This window comes from Haloarcula sp. MBLA0138 (genome assembly GCF_055632455.1).
This window is the reverse complement of sequence record NZ_CM145746.1, coordinates 2,561,074-2,580,751: the sequence shown is the minus strand read 5'-3', so window position 1 is coordinate 2,580,751 and position 19,678 is coordinate 2,561,074. Positions and strand designations below refer to the sequence as shown.

The window sequence follows — 19,678 nt, the reverse complement described above, 5'->3', positions numbered from 1 at the left end:
GGCCGCTCGGGACCCGTTCGAAAAAGAAACCGGAGCCGCTCTAGTTGCCCTTCTCGATGGGCACGCCGACGAGGTTGCCCCACTCGGTCCACGAGCCGTCGTAGTTGATGGTGTCCTCGTAGCCAAGCAGTTCGTGCAGGGCGAACCACGCGACCGACGAGCGCTCGCCGATGCGGCAGTACGCGACCGTCGTGGAGTCGCCGTCGATGCCGTGTTCGGCGTAGAGCTCCTCGAGTTCGTCGTAGTCCTTGAACGTGCCGTCGTCGTTGGTGACAGCCGCCCACGAGATGTTCTGTGCGCCGGGGACGTGGCCGCCGCGCTGGGCGGTCTCCTGCAGTCCGGGCGGGGCCAGAATCTCGCCGGAGAACTCCTCGGGCGAGCGAACGTCGACGAGCGGAAGCTCGCGCTCGATGGCGTTCTCGACGTCCTCGCGGTAGGCACGGATGGACTCGCGCGGGCCAGCGGCGTCGTAGTCGACCGCGGAGAACTCCGGGACCTCGTCGGTGAGTTCGTAGTCGTTCTCGACCCAGTACTCGCGGCCGCCGTCGAGCAGCTTCACGTCGTCGTGGCCGTAGTACTTGAACTGCCAGTAGGTGTAAGCGGCGAACCAGTTGGAGTTGTCGCCGTACAGGACGACCGTGTCGTCCTCGCTGATGCCGTGGGAACCCAGCAGGTCCTCGAAGTCCTCCTTCGAGAGGATGTCCCGTGTCGTCTGGTCCTGCAGGTCCTCCTCCCAGTTGAAGCCGATCGCGCCGGGCGCGTGGCTCTCGTCGTACAGCTCCGTGTCCACGTCGACCTCGGCCAGCCGGAGGCCGGAGTCGTCGCTCTGGAACTCGTCTAGGCGCTCGCTGACCCAGTCGGCCGAGACGAGCACGTCGTTGGCGTATTCGCTCATAGTGCACTGAACCGTAAGCCGACCACGCATATATTACCACGAGTGTCGGCATGTTCGGCCACTCGTACCCCGCGGAGACATATTTTGCCGCTACTTTTCGGATGACTGATGAGAACTGTTCCCACGGCATCGCTGCCGACGCGGCCACACCGGCGGCCGAGACCGCCGCTCGCGGGAGTCACCGGATAGATGGTGAAATTGTTGCCGCTACCGCCAAGCGGCCCTAACCCGAGTATTCAAGCGCGCCCGGCCGGAAGCACGGGCGATGACCGACATCGTCTCCGCGGACTGGGTCCGCGAGGCCGGCGACGACCTACGCCTCGTCGACGTTCGCGACGGCTGGGAGTACGACGGGTTGGGCCACCTCCCCGGTGCCGTCAGCGTCCCGTTCGACAGCTTCCGGACGGCGGCCGACGACCGCGAGGGGATGCTCCCGAGCGGCGACGACTGGGCCGCCCTGCTCTCGGAGGCGGGTATCGCGGCCGACGACGACGTGGTCGCCTACGACGACCACCACGGTGTCTTCGCCGCCCGCTTTCTCGTGACCGCCGAACTGCTGGGGCACGACCCCGACCGCCTCCACCTGCTGGACGGCGACTTCTCCAGTTGGCAGCGCGAGCACCCCACGAGCGGCGAGGCCCCCGACGTGACCCCGACCGACTACGCCGCCGCCCCGCCGGCCGAGACGCCGCTGGTCGACGCCGACGCGGTGGCCGCGGCCGCCGACGACCCCGACGCCGTCGTCGTCGACACCCGCGAGGAGTCGGAGTACGCGGCGGGCCACATCCCCGGCGCGGTCCTGCTCGACTGGCGGGACCTCGTCGACGACGACACGCGGGGCCTGCTCCCCCGCGAGGACGCCCTCGCCACACTCGAAGCGGCCGGCGTCGTCCCCGAGAAGCGCGTGGTGCTGTACTGCAACACCGCCCGGCGCATCAGCCACACCTACGTCGTCTTGCGCCACCTCGGCTTCGAGCGCGTGGACTTCTACGAAGGCAGTCTGACCGAGTGGGAGGCACAGGACCGCCCGCTGGTCACCGAGGAGTAGCCGGCCGGTCGCCGTCGACGGCCGCTCCGAGCAGGCTGAGAAGTTCCACCAGCAGGGCGATAGCGACCGGCCCCGCGATGAACCCGACCAGTCCCAGTGAGAGGACGCCGCCGGTGAAGCCGACGAAGTAGAGGCTGGCCGGCAGGCCCGTGGTGTACCGGGCCAGCCGCGGCCGGATGAGCGCGTCGGGAAGGAACCCGACGAAGACGAGGCCGACGGCGGCCACCACCACCGCGCTGACAGCGTCCCCGGCCACGAGGTCGGCGGCCGCAAGCGCGAGGACGACGACGCTGGGGCCGACGACCGGAACGAACTGTAACACGCCCGCGACCACCGCCAGCGCGAACGCGCCGCGGTAGCCAAGCGCGGCGAAGACGACCCACGCCGTCAGGAAGGTCCCGAACGCCGTCGCCGCCTGCAGGACGTAGATGGCGTACAGCGTCCCCCGCAGGCGGGCGTGCAGGCTGTCGAGAACGTCGTGGTACCGGCCCGGGACGATGCGGTGGGCGGTCCGGGCCGCGCCGGCGGGCTTCCAGAGCATCGCGTAGACGAGGATGGCAAAGAGGACGAGTTTCAGGGCGATGACCGCGGCCGCGGCGGCGTACGTGACCCCCAGCGCCGTGACGGCCTCCCGGGCGAGAGCGAACAGCGGCCGGAGCGCGAGGCTGTACTGGTACTCCCCGAGGTCGACGGTCAGCACCGGCGGAAGCCGCTGGAAGAACACGAACAGGTCCCGCCGGCGGAGGTACAACACCGCAGCGACCGGGACGGCCGCGAGCGTGACGCTGAGAAACGCCACGGCCGTCGTCAGCGCCGCGGCGACCCGCCGGTCCACGTCCCGCTCGGTGAGCCACTCGACGACCGGGAAGAGAACGTAGGCGACGGTGACGGCGAAAAAGACCGTCGCGAGTACGTCCGACAGCAGCCACGCCGTCACGAGCGCCGCGACGACGAACAGCCCCGCGAGCACGTACGACCGCTGGCGTGACATCACACCCCACGTTCCCCGCGGGGAGGCAAAAACGTACGCGTTCCCGTCGTCGACCCGTCAGCGGACGACGCCGACGGTCACGAGGGTCCCGTACTCCCGGTAGCGCTCGACCATCGCCTCGCGGCTCTCCCAGTCGTCGGTCGGGAACTCGCTGGCGGGGGGAATCTCGGTCTCGCGGTCGGGGACGTTGTCCTGTACGGCGACGGCGAAGCCGGCGTCGCGGAACGCCGCGCGGTACTCCGGGGCCGACCAGCGGGTCATCGGCACGTCGACGAGGTCGTCCCACGCGTGGGAGTGGACGTTCTCCTCGTAGTAGTTCACCGCGCAGTGGAAGGTGCCGCCGGGCCGGAGCACGCGGGCGAGTTCGTCCAGCGCGGCGCGGGGGTCCCGGGCGTAGTAAAAGGCCTCCATCGAGAAGCAGTGGTCGACGCTGTCGGCCGCGAACGGCAGGGACTCGAAGTCGCCCACGAGGTAGGCCACGTCGGGGTCGTCGGTGTACTCGCGGGCGTTCTCGACCATCGCCGGCGAGGCGTCGACGCCGTAGGCGCGGCCGGCGTCTTTGGTCTCCCGCAGCGCGCGGCCGGCGTAGCCGCTCCCACAGCCCAAATCGAGGACGGTGTCGCCCGCCTCGACGGGCATCCGGGCCAGTACGTGCTTGGCGGTGTGCCAGTGGCGGTCCTCCATCCCGCGGTCCTTCCCCCGGGCCGCCCAGTCGTCGAACTCGTCGCTGACGCTCATAGCCTCGATTCGACGGCGGTCCCGAAACCCGTTGCGCTTCGGGGGCTGTCGGGCGACGCCGGGGTCGTCGGCCGCCCTCGCCCACCCGCGGGGTCGCCGTCCACGGCCCGACCCAGTAGCGTTATCCCGGCCGGTCGCCCAAGGCTCGGACATGGTGCGTCGCCGCTACCGCGTCGCCGACACGGCCCAGCAGGTCGTGGGCGGGTTCCTGCTGGCCGGCCCCTTCGTCGTCACCGAGGAGGTGTGGGTGTTGGCCGCGAACATGTCCGCCGCCCACGCCGCCGTCGTCACCGCCATCGTCTTCGCCATCGGCTACGGCGCGCTGTACAAGGCCGACGCCGACCGCGACATCGAGGACGAGGTGGACGTGGCCGGCGTCCCGGTCCGGTTCGTCTCGCTGATGTGTGTCGCCTTCGGCTCGGTCGCCGTGCTGGCGCTTGCCTTCACCGCCCCGGAGACGTTTCTCGTCGAGAACGGCGCCCTCGCGGACCCGACGCCGACCGCCGTCGCCCTGACGACGCTGAAGGCCGTGGCCGTCGGCGCGATGTTCAGCGTCGTCGGCGCGGCGACCGCCGACAGCGTGTTCTGACGCGCGGTCCGACCCGGGACCCGCAGACTTAATGCGGTCCCAGCCGCTCGTACCGCCACATGGAGTATACGCTGGCCATCGAGAACGCGCCGGACACCGTGGCGGGTGGGACCGGCATCCTCCTCCTGCATCCGAGTACGGGCGAGACAGACCGACTGGACACTGAGTTCCTATCGACGGATACGGACGCGATGCTGGTCATCTCGACCCGGACGACCGCCCGCGAGGTCAAGCAGAAACTGGAGTACTACGAGGTCGACGAGGACGCGGCGACCATCCTCGACACGCTCTCGGTCGAGCGGGGGTACACCCGCCGCCAGTCCGACAACGTCCGGTACGTCTCCGCGCCGGACGACCTCGCCGGCATCGTCGACGAGACCGAGACGTTCCTGCAGGACCACGACGGCAAACTCCGAGTGACCTTCGACTCGGTGACCGAACTCATCTACTACGCCGACGAACAGCAGGCCCTCGACGCCGTCGCCGACATCCTCGAACTGCTCGACGAGTACGACGCGGTCGGCATGTTCCACCTCGCACAGGGGGTTCACGACGAGGAGACGCTGACCGCGTTCCGGGAGCGGTTCGACGGCGTCGTCGAACTCGCCGAGGACGGAACCGTCAGCAGCGCCTTCTAGACCCCGCATAACCGGGTGTGCGAATTCTTACCAAAGCACCAACCATTAAGAGGACTTAGCACCCATTCAGGCCTGTATGCCGGAATGCCAGAACTGCGGTAATTTTGTAACGGCCGACTACGCGCGTGTCTTCACGCCGAACGGCGTCGACAAGCCGCGGGTCTGTCCGCAGTGCGAGGACAAGATTCGGGACGGGGCCGACGTCCGTGAGGCCCGGTCGACGCGGCGCGGATAACCACCGGCGGGGTCGGGCGGTGCCGCCCTGAAGCTCGGTCCCGGGGGTCTCCTTCTCACCGGTCACGCGGCCGCCAGCGGCGGCGTCCTCACTCGGCGGCGTCGGCGACGAGGCCGCGGGCGCGCTCGAAGGCCTCGTCGGCGCGGTCCGCCTCGCGGGCCTCCGCCGTGATTCGCACCAGCGGCTGGGTCCCGCTGGCCCGCAGCAGGAACCACGCGTCCCCGAGGTCGACGCGGACGCCGTCGAGGGTGGTCACGTCGTCGAACTCGGCCAGCACCGCCTCGCGGACCCGCTCCATCACCGACGCCTTGGCGTCCGTCTCGACACTGGCCCGCCGGATTGGGTAGTCGGGCACGTCGGCGGCCCGCTCGGCCAGCGGCCGCTCGGCGTCGAGAGTGGCGACGGTGGCGGCCGCCAACGGGCCGTCGGGACACAGCGTCCGCTCGGGCCATATCCACGCGCCGCTTGGCTCCCCGCCGAAGGCCACGCCGTCGGTGCTGGCGGCCTCGGCCACGTACACGTCCCCGACGGGCGTGTACTCCACGTCCACGTCCGCCGCTGCGAGGTGGTCCGCGACCGCGAGGCTGGTGTCGACCGGGACCGCGACGGCGTCGCCGGGGGCGGCGGCCGCGCGGGCCAGTATCGCCAGCAGCACGTCCCCCGAGAGGTAGGTCCCGTCGCCCGCCACGGCGCGCATGCGGTCGGCGTCGCCGTCGTGGGCGACGCCGAGGTCGGCGTCGGACTCGGCGACCAGCGTCGCCAGCGACCCGCAGTTCTCGGCGGTCGGCTCCGAGGGCCGGCCGGGGAACGCGCCGTCGGGCTGGGCGTTCAGCGTCTCGACGCGACAGTCCAGCGCGTCCAGCGCGGTGACCGAGACGCCGCCGGCCCCGTTGCCAACGTCGACGACGACCGAGCGGTCGAGCGCGGGGTCGTCGAGCGCCGCCCGGATGGCCGCCACGTGGCGGTCGGCGTAGTCGGCCGTCTCGCGGTCCCCGACCCCGTCCCACGCCGCGAGGTCGGCCGTCCCGTCCTCGATGCGGGCCTCGATTCGCTCGCGCCGGTCGGCGTCGAACGCCTGCCCGGAGGGCTGCCAGAGCTTGATACCGTTGTCCTCCGGCGGGTTGTGGCTCGCGGTGACCGAGACGCCGGCGTCGGCGTCGGCCCACCCCACGGCGCGGGCGACGGTCGGCGTCGCCGCCAGCCCCGCGTCGACCACGTCGGTGCCGCTCTCGCGCAGGCCGGCGACGAGGGCGTCCCGCAGGACGGCACCGCTCTCCCGGGGGTCCCGACCGACGACCACGCGGTCGCTGTCGACGCCGAGCGCGCGCCCGACCGACAGCGCGAGGGCTGCGGTGACCGTCTCCCCCACCGGACCGCGGATGCCGCTGGTACCGAACAGTGTCATACCCGGACGGTGGTCCGGGGCCGTCTAAGTTCCGTCGGAGACCCCGGAGCGCAAACGTCTTGTCCGCGTCCGGCGACGGTCCGGACATGAAACAGGGCGGCTCCGACGCGGCGAAGCGAGCGGCCGGGGAGTCCGCGGCCGAGACCGTCGCCGACGGCGCGGTCGTCGGGCTCGGGACGGGGAGTACGGCGGCCTACGCCATCCGGGCGTTGGGCCGGGCGGTCGAGGCGGGGCTGGACGTGACCGGCGTCCCGACCTCCTTCCAGTCGCGGGAACTCGCCCGCGAGGTGGGTATCCCGCTGGCCGACCTCGACGAGGTGACCGTCGACCTCGCGATAGACGGGGCCGACGAGGTGGCCGGCGGCGACCTGATAAAGGGCGGCGGCGCGGCCCACGCCCGCGAGAAGGTCGTCGACGCGAGTGCCGACCGCTTTCTCGTCGTCGCCGACCCGACGAAGGTCGCCGACCGCCTCTCGCACCCGGTTCCCGTCGAGGTCCTCCCGGCGGCCCGGACGCCGGTCGCCGACACGGTCCGCGGGCTCGACGGGGACCCGACGCTCCGGCGGGCCGAGCGCAAGGACGGCCCCGTCGTCACGGACAACGGCAACCTCGTCCTCGACTGCGAGTTCGGCCCCATCGGGGACCCCGCCGGCCTCGCCCGCGACCTCGCGGACACGCCGGGCGTCGTCGAACACGGCCTGTTCGTCGGGCTGGCCGACGCGGTCCACGTCGGCCGCGAGGACGGCGTGACGGTCAGGGAGCCGTAGCGCCGCCGCTGTCGACTATCGGCGGAAAAAAAAACGCTGAGGTCGACGACCTTACAGGTCGCGCGGCTGGACCGTCTTCCGGTCGTTCGCGTCGGCACGGCGGGCGGCGTCTTCGAGCAGCTCCTCGACTTCCTCGTCGAGAGCATCGTAGAAGTCGGATGCGACGTTCATGTCATCGAGCGCTTCCTTCACGGCGGCTTTGACGATTAGGTCTGCCATACAGACGTGTTTTCCGCGAGGGTTGGTTAAATACTTTCCCCATCCCCGCCGCTCTCGCCGGTACTCACGGGGGTTTGAGAGCTTTTGGACCGCGCCACCCCATATAAATCGTCGGGTTCCGTCGCGCCGGCTCTGACATATCAGGCTAGTCTCCGCTCCGGCGCGACACGGGTCGGGCATACCCGCCTCGCCCGCCCGCCGCGGACCGACGGATAGGAGTGCGCCCGCGTCTCAGAGGGGGTATGCGCGAGATACTCGAACGGGTCGCGGCGGGCGAGGTCACCCCCGCCGAGGCCGAGGCGCAGCTGTCGGGGTACGCGACCACCGACGCGGGCCGGTTCGACGCGACACGCGAGGAACGCGCGGGGGTCCCCGAGGCGATACTGGCCGACGGGAAACCCCCCGATGCGGTGGCCGACCTCGCGGCCACCGCCGTCGAGACGACCGGGCGGGCCATCGTCACCCGCGTCGACCCGGCCGACGCGGCCGCGGTGCGGGCGGCACTGGCCGAGGAGTGCGAGGCGACGGTCCGCTGGGACGAGCGCTCCGGGTGGCTGGTCGCCACCGTCCCGGGGTTCGAACGGCCCGCCCTCGACGCCGACGTGGCCGTCGTCACCGCTGGCACCTCCGACGCCGTCCCCGCCGGCGAGGCCGCGATGATAGCCGCGGAGATGGGCGCACGCGTCACCCGAATCGACGACGTGGGCGTCGCCAGCATGTCCCGGACGCTGGATGCCGTCGACCGCCTCGGCGGACAGGACGTGCTCGTGGTCGCGGCGGGCCGCGAGGGGGCGCTCCCCACCGTCGTCGCCGGCCTCGTCGACGTACCGGTCGTCGGCCTCCCCGTCTCGACGGGCTACGGCCACGGCGGCGAGGGCGAGGCCGCGCTCTCGGGGATGCTCCAGTCCTGTACCGCGCTCTCGGTGGTCAACGTCGACGCCGGGTTCACCGCCGGTGTACAGGCGGGGCTCATCGCCCGACGGCTCGACGATGCACGGACGTAGCGCCGCGGCGCGCGGACGGGCGGCCGCCGCGCGTCGACGCGTCACGGCAGCCGGATACCCAAATATTTGGGTAAAGGAATATGCGTGTGGAACTCCTACAAACGACCGTCGGCGGTGGTGTCGCCGACGAACACGATGCCTGAATGTGACCACTGCGGCGCGCACGTCTCAGACCAGTTCGCCCGAGTGTTCGCCGACGAGCGCGGACACATCCGGGCCTGCCCGAACTGCTCGGCGAACGCTGGCATCGCCGAGGTGTCGAAAGAGCGCGCCCGACAGGTGTGAGGCCCGCTGGGCCACCTGCATCGTGCGATGACCACCACGCGGGGCCCTGCCCACTACGTCTACGTCCTGTCGTGTAGCGACGGGACGTTCTACACGGGTTACACGACCGACGTACAGCGACGCGTCGCGGAACACGACAGCGGCGACGGCGCGAAGTACACCCGCGGCCGGACGCCCGTCGAACTCGTCCACGTCGAGCGCTACGAGTCCAAATCCGCGGCGATGAGCCGCGAGTACGAGGTGAAACAGCTCTCCCGGAGCGAGAAGGAGCGCCTCGTCGCCGACGACGACTGACCGGCGGTTTCGTTCCGGAAGAGTGTGAATTTTCCCCCCGAGACGGACGTGAAACTTATGTCACTGCGGGGACCACCCACGCGCATGGAGACAGGGCAACCACGTCCCGAGGACGCCGCGGCCATCGCGTTCGGGACCGACGGCTGGCGCGCCACGCTCGACGAGTTCACCGAACCGCGGGTCCGCATGGTCGGGCAGGCGGTGGCGACGACGCTGCGCGAGCGCGGGGAGACGGGGACCGTCGCCGTCGGCTACGACGCCCGCGAGAGTTCGCCGGGCTTCGCCGAGGCACTGGCCGACGTGCTGACCGACAACGGCTTCGACGTCCTCCTGCCCGACCGCGACACGCCGACGCCGGTCGTCGCGTGGACGGTCCGGGACCGCGGGCTGGCCGGGGCGCTCCAGATAACGGCCAGCCACAACCCCCCCGAGTACAACGGCGTGAAGTTCGTCCCGAGCGACGGCGCGCCGGCGCTCCCCGAGGTGACCGAGACCATCGAGGCGAATCTCGCGGTCCCCGAGGCGGTCCCCGAGAGCGACCGCGGCGCGGTGACCGAGGACGACCTCACCGCGGCGTACCTCGACCACGCGCTCGACTACGCCGACGCCGCCCTCGACGGCCTCCCGGTCGCCTACGACGCGATGCACGGCAGCGGCCGCGGCGTCACCGGCGACCTGCTGGCCCGGGCCGGGGCCGACGTGACCCGCTTCCGGTGTGACCGCGACCCCGAGTTCGGCGGCGAACCCCCGGAGCCGACCGCCGAACACGTCGACGCCCTCGCCGAGCGCGTCACCGACGGGCCGGCGGCGCTGGGCGTCGTCAACGACGGCGACGCCGACCGCCTCGGCGTCGTCACGCCCGAACGCGGCTTTCTGGACCCGAACCTCTTCCTCGCGGCGATGTACGACTTCCTGCTGGAGACCCGCGCCGGCGACGTGGTCCGGACGGTCTCCACGTCGAGCATCGTCGACCGGGTCGCCGAGGCCCACGGCCAGTCCGTCCACGAGACGGCGGTCGGGTTCAAGTGGGTCGCCGCGGCGATGGCCGACTACGACGCCCTGCTGGGCGGCGAGGAGTCTGGCGGGTTCGGCCTGACCGACCACCTCCGGAACAAGGACGGCGTCCTGCTGGCGCTGCTGGCCGCGGCGGCCCAGCGGGCCGAACCGCTGGACGACCGCGTCGACCGCCTGCTCGACGCCCACGGCGAGATTCATCAGGACCGCATCAGCGTCGACTGTCCCGACGACCGCAAGGCGGCCGTCCTCGACGAACTGGAGGCCGAACTCCCCGACGCGGTGGCCGGCGTCGCCGTCGCTGGCGTCACCACTGTCGACGGGTTCAAGGTCCGACTGGACGACGGGACGTGGCTCCTCATGCGCCCCTCGGGCACCGAACCGAAGCTACGGGTCTACGCCGAGGCCGGGAGCCCCGAGCGCGTCGACGAACTCCTCGCGGCGGGGCGGGAACTGGTCGCGCCGCTGGTCTGACTCACTCCAGTACGCCCCGGAACCGGCCCGGTTCGTCGGTCGGTTCGACGGCGAAGCCCAGTTCCTCGTAGAACGGTCGCACGTCGGCGTCGAAGGCGGCGGTAAGTCGCTCGCGCCGGTCGGCGGCCGCCTCGACCAGCGCGGTCCCGCCCCCCTGCCCGCGGCGGCCCCGACGGACGGCGACGGCGACGATACGGTCCCCGTCGAGGACGAGCGCCCCCAGCACTCGCCCGTCGACCGCCGCCACGAGCGTCCCGTCGCCGGCGATACCCGACCGAACCGTCTCGACCTCGACCGACAGCGCCGCGCCGTCGAGGACGTTCATCACGTCCGGCAGGTCGTCGACGGTCGCTTCGCGGACGCGCACGGCCGGCGGTAGGGTCTCGACGGTGAAAAACGGGCGGCCGCCCCGGCGTCGCTCTCGTCGCTTCGCCGAACCTCTTGCCCGCCTTTGCCCCGTCGCTTCGCCGCCCCCCTCACCCGCCCTTGATGAGCCGGACGACGCGCACGCGCTCGGCCGCGACCGGCTGGTCGGTCGGGACGGTCCGGCCGTCGACCACCACGGAGACGGCGTGTGGCGAGAGGTCCAGCGGGGCCAGCAGGTCCCCGTACGTGGCGTCGTCGGCGACGGTGAGTTCGTGGGTGTCCTCGCCGGCCACCTCGACGGTCACGTCCATACGCCGTCTTCGTGACGCCGGGCTTGAGCCTGTCGCTCGTGGTCGTTGTCGGGGCGTTTAAGAGCGGGCCGCGCCTCCCACCGTCCATGAGCGAGGCCGAGTCAGCGTCGCGGGCGGGACGCGAGGAAGTCTGGATAGAGAAGTACCGCCCGGAGGCGCTCGCCGACGTGATGGGCCACGAGGATATCGTGGGCCGCCTCCAGAGCTACGTCGACCGCAACGACCTGAGCCACATGCTCTTCTCGGGCCCGGCCGGCACGGGCAAGACGACCTGTGCGACCGCCATCGCCCGCGAACTGTACGGCGAGGACTGGCGCGAGCACTTCCTCGAACTCAACGCCTCCGACGAGCGCGGCATCGACGTGGTGCGGGACCGAATCAAGAACTTCGCCCGAACCAGTTTCGGCGGCCACGAGTACCGTATCATCTTCCTCGACGAGGCCGACGCTCTCACGTCCGATGCCCAGTCGGCGCTCCGCCGGACGATGGAGCAGTTCTCGAACAACGTCCGGTTCATTCTCTCGTGCAACTACTCCAGTCAGATAATCGACCCAATACAGTCCCGGTGTGCCGTCTTCCGGTTCTCGCCACTGTCGGACGACGCCGTCGAGCGCGAAATCCGACACATCGCCGAGGCCGAGGGCATCGAACTCACCGACGACGGAGTGGCGGCGCTGGTCTACGCCGCCGATGGGGACATGCGCAAGGCCATCAACGGCCTGCAAGCGGCGTCGGTCAGCGGCGACACCGTCGACGAGCAGGCCGTCTACGCCATCACCTCCACCGCTCGGCCCGAGGAGATACACGAGATGGTCCGGTCGGCGCTTGACGGCGACTTCACCGCGGCGCGGGCGACGCTGGACCGCCTGCTGACCGAGGAGGGTATCGCCGGGGGCGACGTCATCGACCAACTCCACCGGTCGGTCTGGGAGTTCGACGTGGCCGACGACGCGGCGGTGCGCATCCTCGAACGCGTCGGCGAAACCGACTACCGCATCACGCAGGGGGCCAACGAGCGGGTGCAACTCGAAGCGATGCTGGCGTCGCTGGCCGCCGACCGGTAGCGGGTCGGCCGTCCCGCCGCCGCTGGACGCCCGCACGTCCGTTTTCACGGCCGATAATCGGCGGCGCACCTTTACATTCGTCGGCCACAGAAGCTATCACCAACTGAAATGAACGGGTATCGAGCGCGAGACGACCGCGAGCGCGGGCAGGTCGGTATCGGCACTCTCATCGTCTTCATCGGCATGGTGCTGGTCGCCGCCATCGCCGCGGGCGTCCTCATCAACACCGCCGGCTTCCTCCAGAGTTCGGCGCAGGCGACCGGACAGGAATCCAGCGACTCCACGACCAACCGCGTGCAGGTGGTGTCGGTCACCGGCAACGAGTTCAACGACGACGGCATCGGCGCTATCGAGATCGTCGTGAAGAAATCCCCCGGTGCAGGCAACGTCGACCTCGGGAAGGCGACGGTCAACTACGTCGGCGACAGCGGGTCGTACTACCAGCTATCAACCTCCAGCGCGTCGAGCGCCGACGGGGAGTTCGGCGTCTCGTCGATACAGGACGACGACGACTCCGTCCCGGTCCTGAACGACGCCGAGGACCGCTTCACCATCACGCTGGACCTCGGGAGCAGCGACAGCCTCGGCGTCACGGCCTTCGGCAACGAACTCGAAGCGGGCGGGAGCGCGCGGGTCCGCATCGTCAGCGCCTCGGGCGGGACTACCACCGAACGGGTCGTCGCGCCGCCGACGCTGTCGGGAACGAGCGCAGTCGCGTTGTAGCCGTCGGCCCCTTCGGAACTGTTTTAGGCGAACGCGGGCCAACACTGCCCCAATGAGCGACCTCGAGGCGGCCTACCGACTCGACTACTTCGAGGAGTCGGGCTTTACCCGACAGGAGTGTGTCGAGTGTGGCGATATGTTCTGGGCGCGCACCGAGCGCGAGACGTGCGGGGAGCCCCCCTGCGAGGAGTACGGCTTCATCGACGACCCCGGCTTCGACGACGAGTACTCCCTCTCGGAGATGCGGGAGGTCTTCCTCTCGTTTTTCGAGGAGCGAGGCCACGAGCGCGTCGAGCCCTACCCGGTCGCGGCCAACCGCTGGCGCGACGACGTGTTGCTGACCCAAGCCTCGGTCTACGACTTCCAGCCGCTGGTCACCAGCGGGACGACGCCGCCGCCGGCGAACCCGCTGTGTATCAGCCAGCCCTGCATCCGGATGCAGGACATCGACAACGTCGGCAAGACCGGGCGGCACACGATGGCCTTCGAGATGATGGCCCATCACGCGTTCAACGCCCGCGAGGACCTCGAGGACCCCGAGCAGTACGCCTATCAGGGCGAGGTCTACTGGAAGGACGAGACCGTCGAGTACTGCGTCGAACTGTTCGAGGAACTCGGGGCCGACCCCGCCGACCTCACACTCATCGAGGACCCGTGGGTCGGCGGCGGCAACGCCGGCCCCGCCTTCGAGGTCATCTACCGCGGGGCGGAACTGGCGACGCTCGTCTTCATGTCGCTGGAGCAAGACCCCGACGGCGAGTACGAGATGAAAGACGGCAACACGTACTCGGAGATGGACACGTACATCGTCGACACCGGCTACGGGCTGGAGCGGTGGACGTGGATGAGTCAGGGGACGCCGACGGTGTACGAGGCGGTCTACCCCGACATGATCGCCTTCCTCAAGGACAACGCCGGCATCGACCTCACCGAGGAGGAGGAAGCCGTCGTCCACAAGGCCGCGAAGCTCGCTGGCCGGATGGACATCGACGAGGCCGAGGACATCGAGGCTGAACGCGACACCATCGCCGCGGAAGTCGGCGTCGAAGTCGAGGAGCTCAGGGAACTGATAGCGCCGCTGGAGGACATCTACGCCATCGCCGACCACTGCCGGACGCTGGCGTACATGCTCGGTGACGGTATCGTCCCCTCCAACGTCGGGACGGGCTATCTCGCGCGGATGGTCCTGCGCCGGACCAAGCGGCTGGTCGACGGCGTCGGCGTCGACGCGCCCTTGGACGAACTGGTCGACATGCAGGCCGACCGGCTGGGCTACGAGAACCGCGACACCGTCCGGGACATCGTCCGCACGGAGGTCGAGAAGTACCGCGAGACGCTGGACCGGGGCGGCCGCCGCGTCCGCCAACTGGCCGACGAGTACGCACAGCGGGACGACCCGATTCCGACGGCCGAACTCGTCGAACTGTACGACTCCCACGGCATCCAGCCCGACATGGTCGAGGAGATAGCCGGCGAGCGCGGCGTCGGCGTCGACGTGCCCGACGACTTCTACGCCGTCGTCGCCGACCGCCACGGCGGGGACGGCGGGGCCGCCGACGCGGACGCGGTCCCCCACGCCGACCGGCTGGCCGAACTGCCCGACACCGACCGGCTCTACTACGAGGACCAGCAGCGCACCGAGTTCGAGGCGGTCGTCCTCGAAGTGTTCGAGCGCGAGGACGGCGACTACGACGTGGTACTCGACCAGACGATGTTCTACCCCGAGGGCGGGGGGCAGCCGCCGGACCACGGGACGCTGTCGACCGACGACGTGACCGCCGAGGTAACCGACGTCCAGCGCCACGACGGCGTCGTCCTCCACACGGCCGACGCCGACCCCGGGAAAGGCGAGTTCGTCCGCGGACAGGTCGACGCGACCCGGCGGGCGCGCCTGATGCAACACCACACGGCGACCCACATCGTCGTCCACAGCGCCCGGCAGGTGCTGGGCGAGCACGTCCGGCAGGCCGGGGCCCAGAAGGGCGTCGACTCCTCGCGCATCGACGTTCGCCACTACGAGTCGGTCACGCGCGAGCAGGTCAAGGAGATAGAGCGCCGGGCCAACGAACTCGTCCGGGACAACGTCTCGGTCACGCAGGAGTGGCCCGACCGCAACGACGCTGAGGACCGCTACGGCTTCGACCTGTATCAGGGCGGCATCCCCGCCGGCGAGCGGATTCGACTCGTCCACGTCGGCGACGACGTACAGGCCTGTGGCGGGACCCACGTCGCCCGCACCGGCGACGTCGGGACGGTCAAACTGCTCGGCACCGAGCGGGTTCAGGACGGCGTCATCCGGCTGACGTTCGCCGCCGGCGAGGCGGCCATCGAGGCCACCCACCGGACCGAGGACGCGCTGTACGAGGCCGCCGACACCTTCGACGTGGCCCCCGAGGCCGTCCCGGAGACCGCCAGCCGCTTCTTCGACGAGTGGAAGGCCCGCGGCAAGGAGATAGAGGACCTGAAAGAGCAACTCGCCGAGGCCCGCGCCTCTGGCGGGGCCGACGCCGAGGAGGTCGACGTGGACGGGACGACGGCCGTCGTCCAGCGCATCGACGCCGACATGGACGAACTGCGGGCCCAAGCCAACGCCCTCGTCGAGCAGGGCGAGATAGCGGTGCTGGGCGCGGGCGTCGACGGCGCGCAGTTCGTCGTCGCCGTCCCCGACGGCGTCGCGGTCAACGCCGGCGAGGTGGTCGGACGGCTGGCCGCGAAGGTCGGCGGCGGCGGCGGCGGCCCGCCGGACTTCGCACAGGGCGGTGGCCCCGACGCCGACGCGCTCGACGACGCGCTCGCCGAGGCCCCCGACGTGTTGCGCTCGGTCGCCGACGCCTGAGACGGGGCGTCGCGTCACTGCCGTCGTCGCTCTCTCCCACTGTCACCGTTGCTTCCTCACGCCATCGCTGCCACACCGCTTTTTCACCGCGACCGGTAGCGGGGAAAGAACGAAACCCCCGCCGGCCGAAGTCCGAGGTATGCCGTACTGCCCGGCCTGCGGGAGCGCGACCGCACCCGGCGACGCGTTCTGTGTCGCCTGTGGCGCGACGTTGCCGGAGTCGGCCGTCACCGCCGCCGTCGGTGGGTCGGCGGCCAGCCACGGGAGTACGGCGGCCGACACCGAAGGCGACGGCCGGTCCGCCGACGCGGACGCCGATGACCGCGGCGCGCTCCCGTTCGCGCTCGCCTATCCGACGCGAGACGGCTACGACCCGTTCCTGCTGGGGAGCATCCTCGCGCTGGCCGCGACCGTCTTCCCACCGCTTTTGCTGCCGGTCGCCGGCTACGGCGTCCGCCTCACGCGGGCGGCCGCCGCGGGCGAACGCGACCCGCCGGCGTTCGACGATTTCGGCGCGCTGCTGGCCGACGGCGGCCGGGTCCTGCTCGCGGCGCTGGTCGTGGGCGGCGTGACCGCCGCCGTCGGGGCGTCCGTGTCGGCGCTGTTCCGGTTGGCGGGACTTGGCTCGTTCTCGGCGCTGGCCGTCGCGGCCGCCGCCGCGGCCGGTCTGTACGTCTTCCCGGCCGTCGTGACCTGCTACGCTGTCACGGGGCGGGCGACGGCGGCGTTCTCCCGGCGCTACGCCGTCACGTTCGCCACGCGACCGGCCTACGCCGAAGCCTTCGCCGGGTGGCTGGCCCTGCTCGTCGCCGCGGCGACGCTGTGGTTGGGGTCGTGGGTGACCTTCGTCGGGCCGTCGCTCGTCTCGACGTATGCGAGCTACGTCTTCGGGGCGTTCTGGGGTCGGCAGTACGCCGACGCCGCGGCGGCCGGGACCCTCCCGGCTCCGGACCGTGCCGACGGGACAGGCGTCGGTCGGGCCGCGAGCGCCCCCTCTGGACGCGAGCCCGCCGCCGAGCGAACCCGCTGACGGGACGGTCGAGGTTCGGCACTCGCGGAACTGGCCGCCGGCGAGAAGTGGTGGAGCGACCCGACCGAAAGAGCCACCCCGCCGTCGGCCCAACAGCCGACGATGCCGACCGCGAGCAACCGCGGCGTGGAGCTCTACTACGAGACCGACGGCTCGGGCCCGACGGTCGCTTTCGTCGGCGACGCGGGCTACGGCGCGTGGCTGTGGGGCTGGCACAACGACGCCCTCGCTGGCCCCTACGAGACGTTCGTCTGGGACCATCGCGGTACTGGCCGCTCGGACGCGCCGGCGGGCCCCTGCGACGTGGGGACGCTGGCGGCCGACCTCGAAGCGGTGCTGGCTGCCCACGGCGTCGCCGAGGCCCACCTCGTCGGGGCGGGACTGGGCGGGATGGTCGCGCTGCGCTACGCCCACGAGTACGGCCGGGCGCGGACGCTGACGCTGTACTGCACCGCGGCCGCGGGCGAGGCCCTCGACGCCGACGCGCTCGCGGCCCTGTCGCTGGACGCCGGCGCGACGGCGTCGCTGTCGGGCGCGCTCTCCCCTGCCTTCCGCGACGCCAACCCCGACCTCGTCGAGCGCATCGCCGACTGGCGGCGCGCGGACGACGCGACGGGCGCGGCCTTCGAGGCCCACGCCGCCGCGGCGACCGGGTTCGACGCCCCGCCGCTGTACGAGGTAACGCTCCCGACCGAAGTGTACTACGGCGTCGACGACCCCGTCGTCCCCGCTCGGGCCGCCGAGTCGCTGGCCGCGGACCTCCCGCGGGGCGCGGCCACCGCCGTCGAGGGCCGCCACTGCTGTTTCGTCGAACACGCTCCGGCGGTCACCGACCGCCTCACCGCGTTCCTCGACGAACACGCCGACCCCGAGTTTTAATCCCACGCCGGGCGGATTTCGTGGTATGGTCCCCGACGACACCGACGAACCGGACGACGGCGACGGGCCGGACGACGCCGGACCCGGACGGCGACGCTCACGAACCCGACGACACTCCGGCCGACGAGCCAGCCGACGACGGGCCCGTCGACGCCGAGGAGTTCGACGCCGACCCCCGTTCGCCCGCCGACGAGGCGGCCGATACCGACGCCGGGCCCGACGGCAGTGACGGCGACATCGGCAGCGAAGCCGGCGATGGCGACGACGCGACCGCCCCGGCCGAGGGGACGAAGTACTGCCACCAGTGCGGGGCCGAGATGGACGCGGCGGCCCGCTTCTGCTCGGCGTGTGGCACCGAACAGCGCGGCGGCGCGGGCGCGGCCGGTGCCGCCGGGTCCACTGCCGCCGCGGCCGCCCGCAGCGACACGGACCGCGTCACCGCCGGCGTCCTCGCCATCCTGTTGGGCGGTCTGGGCGTCCACCACTTCTACCTCGGGAACACGGGGCTTGGCGTCATCTACCTCTGTTTCTTCTGGACCGGCATCCCGGCGCTCGCGGGCATCATCGAGGGCATCCTCTACCTGACGAAGACCGACGAGGAGTTCTACGAGCGCTACGTCGCCGAGGACGAACCGGCCGACGAGGACTGATGGCCCGCGCTCGGGCGGTCCGGCGCGCGCTCGCGGCGACGCTCCCGTACCTGCTGGCTCACCACGAGCGGGGCGACTGGGAACGGTGTCACCGGCTGTCGGTCGGCGACCGGACGCTCGCGCTCTGTGCGCGGTGTTCGGGCGTCTACCCCGGCATCGCCCTCGGCGTCGGCGCGTGGCTGTCGGGGACTGCCCGCGGCCTCTGGCTCCCGCTGGTCGCGCTCGGCCCCGCGCCGGCGCTGGCCGACTGGGCGGTGACGACGCTCACCGACCGGGCGGGACACAACGCCGTCAGGACGGCCACCGGGCTAGCGCTGGGGGCCGCGTACGGCCTCGCAGTCCCGTGGTTCCTGACGACGTGGCGGCCGGCACTGCTCGCGGTGGCGGTCGGCTACGGCGTGCCGGCGGCCGCGGGGCTGTGGCTGGCGTCGCGGTGAGCGGCAGGTTCTGCCACGGATGCGGGAGCTTTTGGGGCTTCGACCGCTGTATCCGGGTGATGAGTCTGCGTATCGCCCTGCTGAACGCGGCCCACGACGGCGCGGACAACCGCCGGAACTTCCGGCGCGAACTCGACGCCGACATCGTGGAGTACGACGTGACCGAGCGCGACCTCCCCGACACGTTCGACTTCGACGGCTGTCTGGTCACGGGGAGTCGCGCCTCGGTCTACTGGGACGAGCCGTGGATTCGGGACCTCGAAGGGTGGGTCGCCGAGGCCGTCGACCGCGGACTGCCGTTCTTGGGCGTCTGTTTCGGCCACCAGCTACTGGCCCACGCGCTTGGTGGCACCGTCGAGCCGATGGACGACTACGAGATCGGCTACCGGACCGTCGAACACGACGGCGAGAACGCCCTGCTCGACGGTGTCGACGAGTCCTTTACCGTCTTCACCACCCACTCCGACCGCGTGGTCGACCTCCCGCCCGGGGCCGAGCGCTTCGCCGAGAACGACTACGGCGTCCACGGCTTCCGCGACGGCCACGTCTTCTCCGTGCAGTTCCACCCCGAGTACGACCCCGAGACGGCCCGCCGGGTCACCGAGGGCAAGGACGACCAGCTATCGGACGAGCGCATCCGGCGGGTGCTCGACGGCGTCGACGAGGAGAACTACCGGGCGGCCTGCGAGGCCAAGCGGCTGTTCGACAACTTCGCCGACTACGCCCGCGAGATGGGGCGCGGGACCGGCGACGGCCCCGCGGCCGCGAGCGCCGACGACGACTGAA

Annotated in this window: 24 protein-coding genes; 17 read left to right on the top strand and 7 right to left on the bottom strand. The window is 71.2% G+C overall.

Translation table 11 applies throughout. The features are described from left to right. Nucleotides 1-40 precede the first annotated feature (40 nt). Entirely contained in the window at nucleotides 41-895 is an 855-nt protein-coding gene (locus ACV7JO_RS13800) for a sulfurtransferase (RefSeq protein WP_470353986.1), read from the bottom strand. Between the two features lie 265 nt (nucleotides 896-1,160). Here ACV7JO_RS13800 and ACV7JO_RS13795 point away from each other — a divergent pair, with 265 nt between their 5' ends. After that, on the top strand, nucleotides 1,161-1,943 hold the full coding sequence (locus ACV7JO_RS13795; protein WP_470353985.1) for a sulfurtransferase: 783 nt from the start codon (nucleotides 1,161-1,163) through the stop codon (nucleotides 1,941-1,943). Here the strand turns inward: ACV7JO_RS13795 and ACV7JO_RS13790 are convergent. Then, nucleotides 1,930-2,934, bottom strand: coding sequence for an AI-2E family transporter (locus tag ACV7JO_RS13790; protein ID WP_470353984.1), 1,005 nt, complete (start codon nucleotides 2,932-2,934; stop codon nucleotides 1,930-1,932). The two genes, ACV7JO_RS13795 and ACV7JO_RS13790, sit on opposite strands and share 14 nt — an antisense overlap. A 57-nt stretch (nucleotides 2,935-2,991) precedes the next feature. Beyond that, nucleotides 2,992-3,672 carry a class I SAM-dependent methyltransferase gene (locus ACV7JO_RS13785; RefSeq protein ID WP_470353983.1) on the bottom strand — a complete coding sequence of 227 codons (681 nt, stop codon included), beginning with the start codon at nucleotides 3,670-3,672 and terminating at the stop codon, nucleotides 2,992-2,994. Between the two features lie 151 nt (nucleotides 3,673-3,823). Between ACV7JO_RS13785 and ACV7JO_RS13780 the strand changes: the two genes are divergently transcribed. From ACV7JO_RS13780 to ACV7JO_RS13770, 3 genes are all read left to right on the top strand, one after another. Beyond that, nucleotides 3,824-4,261, top strand: coding sequence for a DUF2391 domain-containing protein (locus tag ACV7JO_RS13780; RefSeq protein WP_470353982.1), 438 nt, complete (start codon nucleotides 3,824-3,826; stop codon nucleotides 4,259-4,261). A gap of 59 nt (nucleotides 4,262-4,320) precedes the next feature. Then, complete coding sequence (locus tag ACV7JO_RS13775; protein WP_470353981.1) at nucleotides 4,321-4,899, top strand: DUF7090 family protein; 579 nt, start codon at nucleotides 4,321-4,323, stop codon at nucleotides 4,897-4,899. 76 nt (nucleotides 4,900-4,975) lie between these two features. After that, nucleotides 4,976-5,134, top strand: coding sequence for a DUF7563 family protein (locus ACV7JO_RS13770; RefSeq protein WP_470353980.1), 159 nt, complete (start codon nucleotides 4,976-4,978; stop codon nucleotides 5,132-5,134). Nucleotides 5,135-5,222: 88 nt separating this feature from the next. Here ACV7JO_RS13770 and glmM read toward each other — a convergent pair whose 3' ends face one another. Then, the gene (gene glmM / locus ACV7JO_RS13765) at nucleotides 5,223-6,539 is read right to left on the bottom strand and encodes a phosphoglucosamine mutase (protein WP_470353979.1); all 1,317 of its coding nucleotides are present in this window, start codon (nucleotides 6,537-6,539) and stop codon (nucleotides 5,223-5,225) included. A gap of 86 nt (nucleotides 6,540-6,625) precedes the next feature. Here glmM and rpiA point away from each other — a divergent pair, with 86 nt between their 5' ends. Beyond that, nucleotides 6,626-7,306, top strand: a complete 681-nt coding sequence (rpiA, locus tag ACV7JO_RS13760; RefSeq protein WP_470353978.1) for a ribose-5-phosphate isomerase RpiA — start codon at nucleotides 6,626-6,628, stop codon at nucleotides 7,304-7,306. A 51-nt stretch (nucleotides 7,307-7,357) separates the two neighbouring features. Here rpiA and ACV7JO_RS13755 read toward each other — a convergent pair whose 3' ends face one another. Next, nucleotides 7,358-7,525: a DUF1931 domain-containing protein gene (locus tag ACV7JO_RS13755; protein WP_470353977.1), complete on the bottom strand. Its 168-nt coding sequence runs from the start codon at nucleotides 7,523-7,525 to the stop codon at nucleotides 7,358-7,360. 242 nt (nucleotides 7,526-7,767) lie between these two features. On the opposite strand from ACV7JO_RS13755, the gene larB reads away from it, so the two are divergent. The 4 genes from larB (at nucleotide 7,768) to ACV7JO_RS13735 (ending at nucleotide 10,596) form a co-directional block, all read left to right on the top strand. Next, a complete protein-coding gene (larB, locus tag ACV7JO_RS13750) occupies nucleotides 7,768-8,529 on the top strand; it encodes a nickel pincer cofactor biosynthesis protein LarB (protein WP_470353976.1) in 762 nt (253 codons plus the stop codon). Between the two features lie 135 nt (nucleotides 8,530-8,664). Then, nucleotides 8,665-8,814: a DUF7563 family protein gene (locus ACV7JO_RS13745; RefSeq protein ID WP_470353975.1), complete on the top strand. Its 150-nt coding sequence runs from the start codon at nucleotides 8,665-8,667 to the stop codon at nucleotides 8,812-8,814. A gap of 27 nt (nucleotides 8,815-8,841) precedes the next feature. Continuing rightward, a complete protein-coding gene (locus ACV7JO_RS13740) occupies nucleotides 8,842-9,108 on the top strand; it encodes a GIY-YIG nuclease family protein (protein ID WP_470353974.1) in 267 nt (88 codons plus the stop codon). Between the two features lie 84 nt (nucleotides 9,109-9,192). Continuing rightward, on the top strand, nucleotides 9,193-10,596 hold the full coding sequence (locus ACV7JO_RS13735) for a phosphoglucomutase/phosphomannomutase family protein (RefSeq protein WP_470353973.1): 1,404 nt from the start codon (nucleotides 9,193-9,195) through the stop codon (nucleotides 10,594-10,596). Nucleotide 10,597: 1 nt separating this feature from the next. On the opposite strand, the gene ACV7JO_RS13730 is transcribed toward ACV7JO_RS13735, so the two are convergent. Together ACV7JO_RS13730 and samp2 are read right to left on the bottom strand one after the other, a co-directional pair. Beyond that, complete coding sequence (locus tag ACV7JO_RS13730) at nucleotides 10,598-10,963, bottom strand: GNAT family N-acetyltransferase (RefSeq protein WP_470353972.1); 366 nt, start codon at nucleotides 10,961-10,963, stop codon at nucleotides 10,598-10,600. A 109-nt stretch (nucleotides 10,964-11,072) separates the two neighbouring features. Next, on the bottom strand, nucleotides 11,073-11,273 hold the full coding sequence (gene samp2, locus ACV7JO_RS13725) for a ubiquitin-like small modifier protein SAMP2 (RefSeq protein WP_470353971.1): 201 nt from the start codon (nucleotides 11,271-11,273) through the stop codon (nucleotides 11,073-11,075). An 86-nt stretch (nucleotides 11,274-11,359) separates the two neighbouring features. On the opposite strand from samp2, the gene ACV7JO_RS13720 reads away from it, so the two are divergent. From ACV7JO_RS13720 to ACV7JO_RS13685, 8 genes are all read left to right on the top strand, one after another. Next, nucleotides 11,360-12,337 carry a replication factor C small subunit gene (locus ACV7JO_RS13720; RefSeq protein WP_470353970.1) on the top strand — a complete coding sequence of 326 codons (978 nt, stop codon included), beginning with the start codon at nucleotides 11,360-11,362 and terminating at the stop codon, nucleotides 12,335-12,337. A 108-nt stretch (nucleotides 12,338-12,445) separates the two neighbouring features. After that, entirely contained in the window at nucleotides 12,446-13,060 is a 615-nt protein-coding gene (locus ACV7JO_RS13715) for an archaellin/type IV pilin N-terminal domain-containing protein (RefSeq protein WP_470353969.1), read from the top strand. A 52-nt stretch (nucleotides 13,061-13,112) separates the two neighbouring features. Further along, nucleotides 13,113-15,896, top strand: a complete 2,784-nt coding sequence (gene alaS, locus ACV7JO_RS13710; RefSeq protein ID WP_470353968.1) for an alanine--tRNA ligase — start codon at nucleotides 13,113-13,115, stop codon at nucleotides 15,894-15,896. Between the two features lie 139 nt (nucleotides 15,897-16,035). After that, the gene (locus ACV7JO_RS13705) at nucleotides 16,036-16,926 is read left to right on the top strand and encodes a DUF4013 domain-containing protein (protein WP_470353967.1); all 891 of its coding nucleotides are present in this window, start codon (nucleotides 16,036-16,038) and stop codon (nucleotides 16,924-16,926) included. Between the two features lie 102 nt (nucleotides 16,927-17,028). Further along, nucleotides 17,029-17,805: an alpha/beta fold hydrolase gene (locus ACV7JO_RS13700; protein WP_470353966.1), complete on the top strand. Its 777-nt coding sequence runs from the start codon at nucleotides 17,029-17,031 to the stop codon at nucleotides 17,803-17,805. Between the two features lie 20 nt (nucleotides 17,806-17,825). Beyond that, nucleotides 17,826-18,455: a zinc-ribbon domain and TM2 domain-containing protein gene (locus tag ACV7JO_RS13695; protein ID WP_470353965.1), complete on the top strand. Its 630-nt coding sequence runs from the start codon at nucleotides 17,826-17,828 to the stop codon at nucleotides 18,453-18,455. Then, a complete protein-coding gene (locus ACV7JO_RS13690) occupies nucleotides 18,455-18,892 on the top strand; it encodes a DUF2085 domain-containing protein (protein ID WP_470353964.1) in 438 nt (145 codons plus the stop codon). Before ACV7JO_RS13695 ends, ACV7JO_RS13690 begins: the two co-directional genes overlap by 1 nt. Nucleotides 18,893-18,951: 59 nt before the next feature. After that, nucleotides 18,952-19,677: a type 1 glutamine amidotransferase gene (locus ACV7JO_RS13685; protein ID WP_470353963.1), complete on the top strand. Its 726-nt coding sequence runs from the start codon at nucleotides 18,952-18,954 to the stop codon at nucleotides 19,675-19,677. Nucleotide 19,678: the final 1 nt, after the last annotated feature.

What these genes read in the sequence shown, in the direction of transcription:
- larB (WP_470353976.1), top strand. Translation starts at nt 7,768, where the DNA reads ATGCGCGAGATACTCGAACGGGTCGCGGCGGGCGAGGTCACCCCCGCC.
- ACV7JO_RS13790 (WP_470353984.1), bottom strand. Translation starts at nt 2,934, where the DNA reads ATGTCACGCCAGCGGTCGTACGTGCTCGCGGGGCTGTTCGTCGTCGCG.
- ACV7JO_RS13690 (WP_470353964.1), top strand. Translation starts at nt 18,455, where the DNA reads ATGGCCCGCGCTCGGGCGGTCCGGCGCGCGCTCGCGGCGACGCTCCCG.
- ACV7JO_RS13705 (WP_470353967.1), top strand. Translation starts at nt 16,036, where the DNA reads ATGCCGTACTGCCCGGCCTGCGGGAGCGCGACCGCACCCGGCGACGCG.
- ACV7JO_RS13770 (WP_470353980.1), top strand. Translation starts at nt 4,976, where the DNA reads ATGCCGGAATGCCAGAACTGCGGTAATTTTGTAACGGCCGACTACGCG.
- ACV7JO_RS13775 (WP_470353981.1), top strand. Translation starts at nt 4,321, where the DNA reads ATGGAGTATACGCTGGCCATCGAGAACGCGCCGGACACCGTGGCGGGT.
- ACV7JO_RS13740 (WP_470353974.1), top strand. Translation starts at nt 8,842, where the DNA reads ATGACCACCACGCGGGGCCCTGCCCACTACGTCTACGTCCTGTCGTGT.
- ACV7JO_RS13800 (WP_470353986.1), bottom strand. Translation starts at nt 895, where the DNA reads ATGAGCGAATACGCCAACGACGTGCTCGTCTCGGCCGACTGGGTCAGC.
- rpiA (WP_470353978.1), top strand. Translation starts at nt 6,626, where the DNA reads ATGAAACAGGGCGGCTCCGACGCGGCGAAGCGAGCGGCCGGGGAGTCC.
- ACV7JO_RS13785 (WP_470353983.1), bottom strand. Translation starts at nt 3,672, where the DNA reads ATGAGCGTCAGCGACGAGTTCGACGACTGGGCGGCCCGGGGGAAGGAC.
- ACV7JO_RS13745 (WP_470353975.1), top strand. Translation starts at nt 8,665, where the DNA reads ATGCCTGAATGTGACCACTGCGGCGCGCACGTCTCAGACCAGTTCGCC.
- alaS (WP_470353968.1), top strand. Translation starts at nt 13,113, where the DNA reads ATGAGCGACCTCGAGGCGGCCTACCGACTCGACTACTTCGAGGAGTCG.
- samp2 (WP_470353971.1), bottom strand. Translation starts at nt 11,273, where the DNA reads ATGGACGTGACCGTCGAGGTGGCCGGCGAGGACACCCACGAACTCACC.
- ACV7JO_RS13795 (WP_470353985.1), top strand. Translation starts at nt 1,161, where the DNA reads ATGACCGACATCGTCTCCGCGGACTGGGTCCGCGAGGCCGGCGACGAC.
- ACV7JO_RS13735 (WP_470353973.1), top strand. Translation starts at nt 9,193, where the DNA reads ATGGAGACAGGGCAACCACGTCCCGAGGACGCCGCGGCCATCGCGTTC.
- ACV7JO_RS13720 (WP_470353970.1), top strand. Translation starts at nt 11,360, where the DNA reads ATGAGCGAGGCCGAGTCAGCGTCGCGGGCGGGACGCGAGGAAGTCTGG.
- ACV7JO_RS13685 (WP_470353963.1), top strand. Translation starts at nt 18,952, where the DNA reads ATGAGTCTGCGTATCGCCCTGCTGAACGCGGCCCACGACGGCGCGGAC.
- ACV7JO_RS13780 (WP_470353982.1), top strand. Translation starts at nt 3,824, where the DNA reads ATGGTGCGTCGCCGCTACCGCGTCGCCGACACGGCCCAGCAGGTCGTG.
- glmM (WP_470353979.1), bottom strand. Translation starts at nt 6,539, where the DNA reads ATGACACTGTTCGGTACCAGCGGCATCCGCGGTCCGGTGGGGGAGACG.
- ACV7JO_RS13700 (WP_470353966.1), top strand. Translation starts at nt 17,029, where the DNA reads ATGCCGACCGCGAGCAACCGCGGCGTGGAGCTCTACTACGAGACCGAC.
- ACV7JO_RS13715 (WP_470353969.1), top strand. Translation starts at nt 12,446, where the DNA reads ATGAACGGGTATCGAGCGCGAGACGACCGCGAGCGCGGGCAGGTCGGT.
- ACV7JO_RS13755 (WP_470353977.1), bottom strand. Translation starts at nt 7,525, where the DNA reads ATGGCAGACCTAATCGTCAAAGCCGCCGTGAAGGAAGCGCTCGATGAC.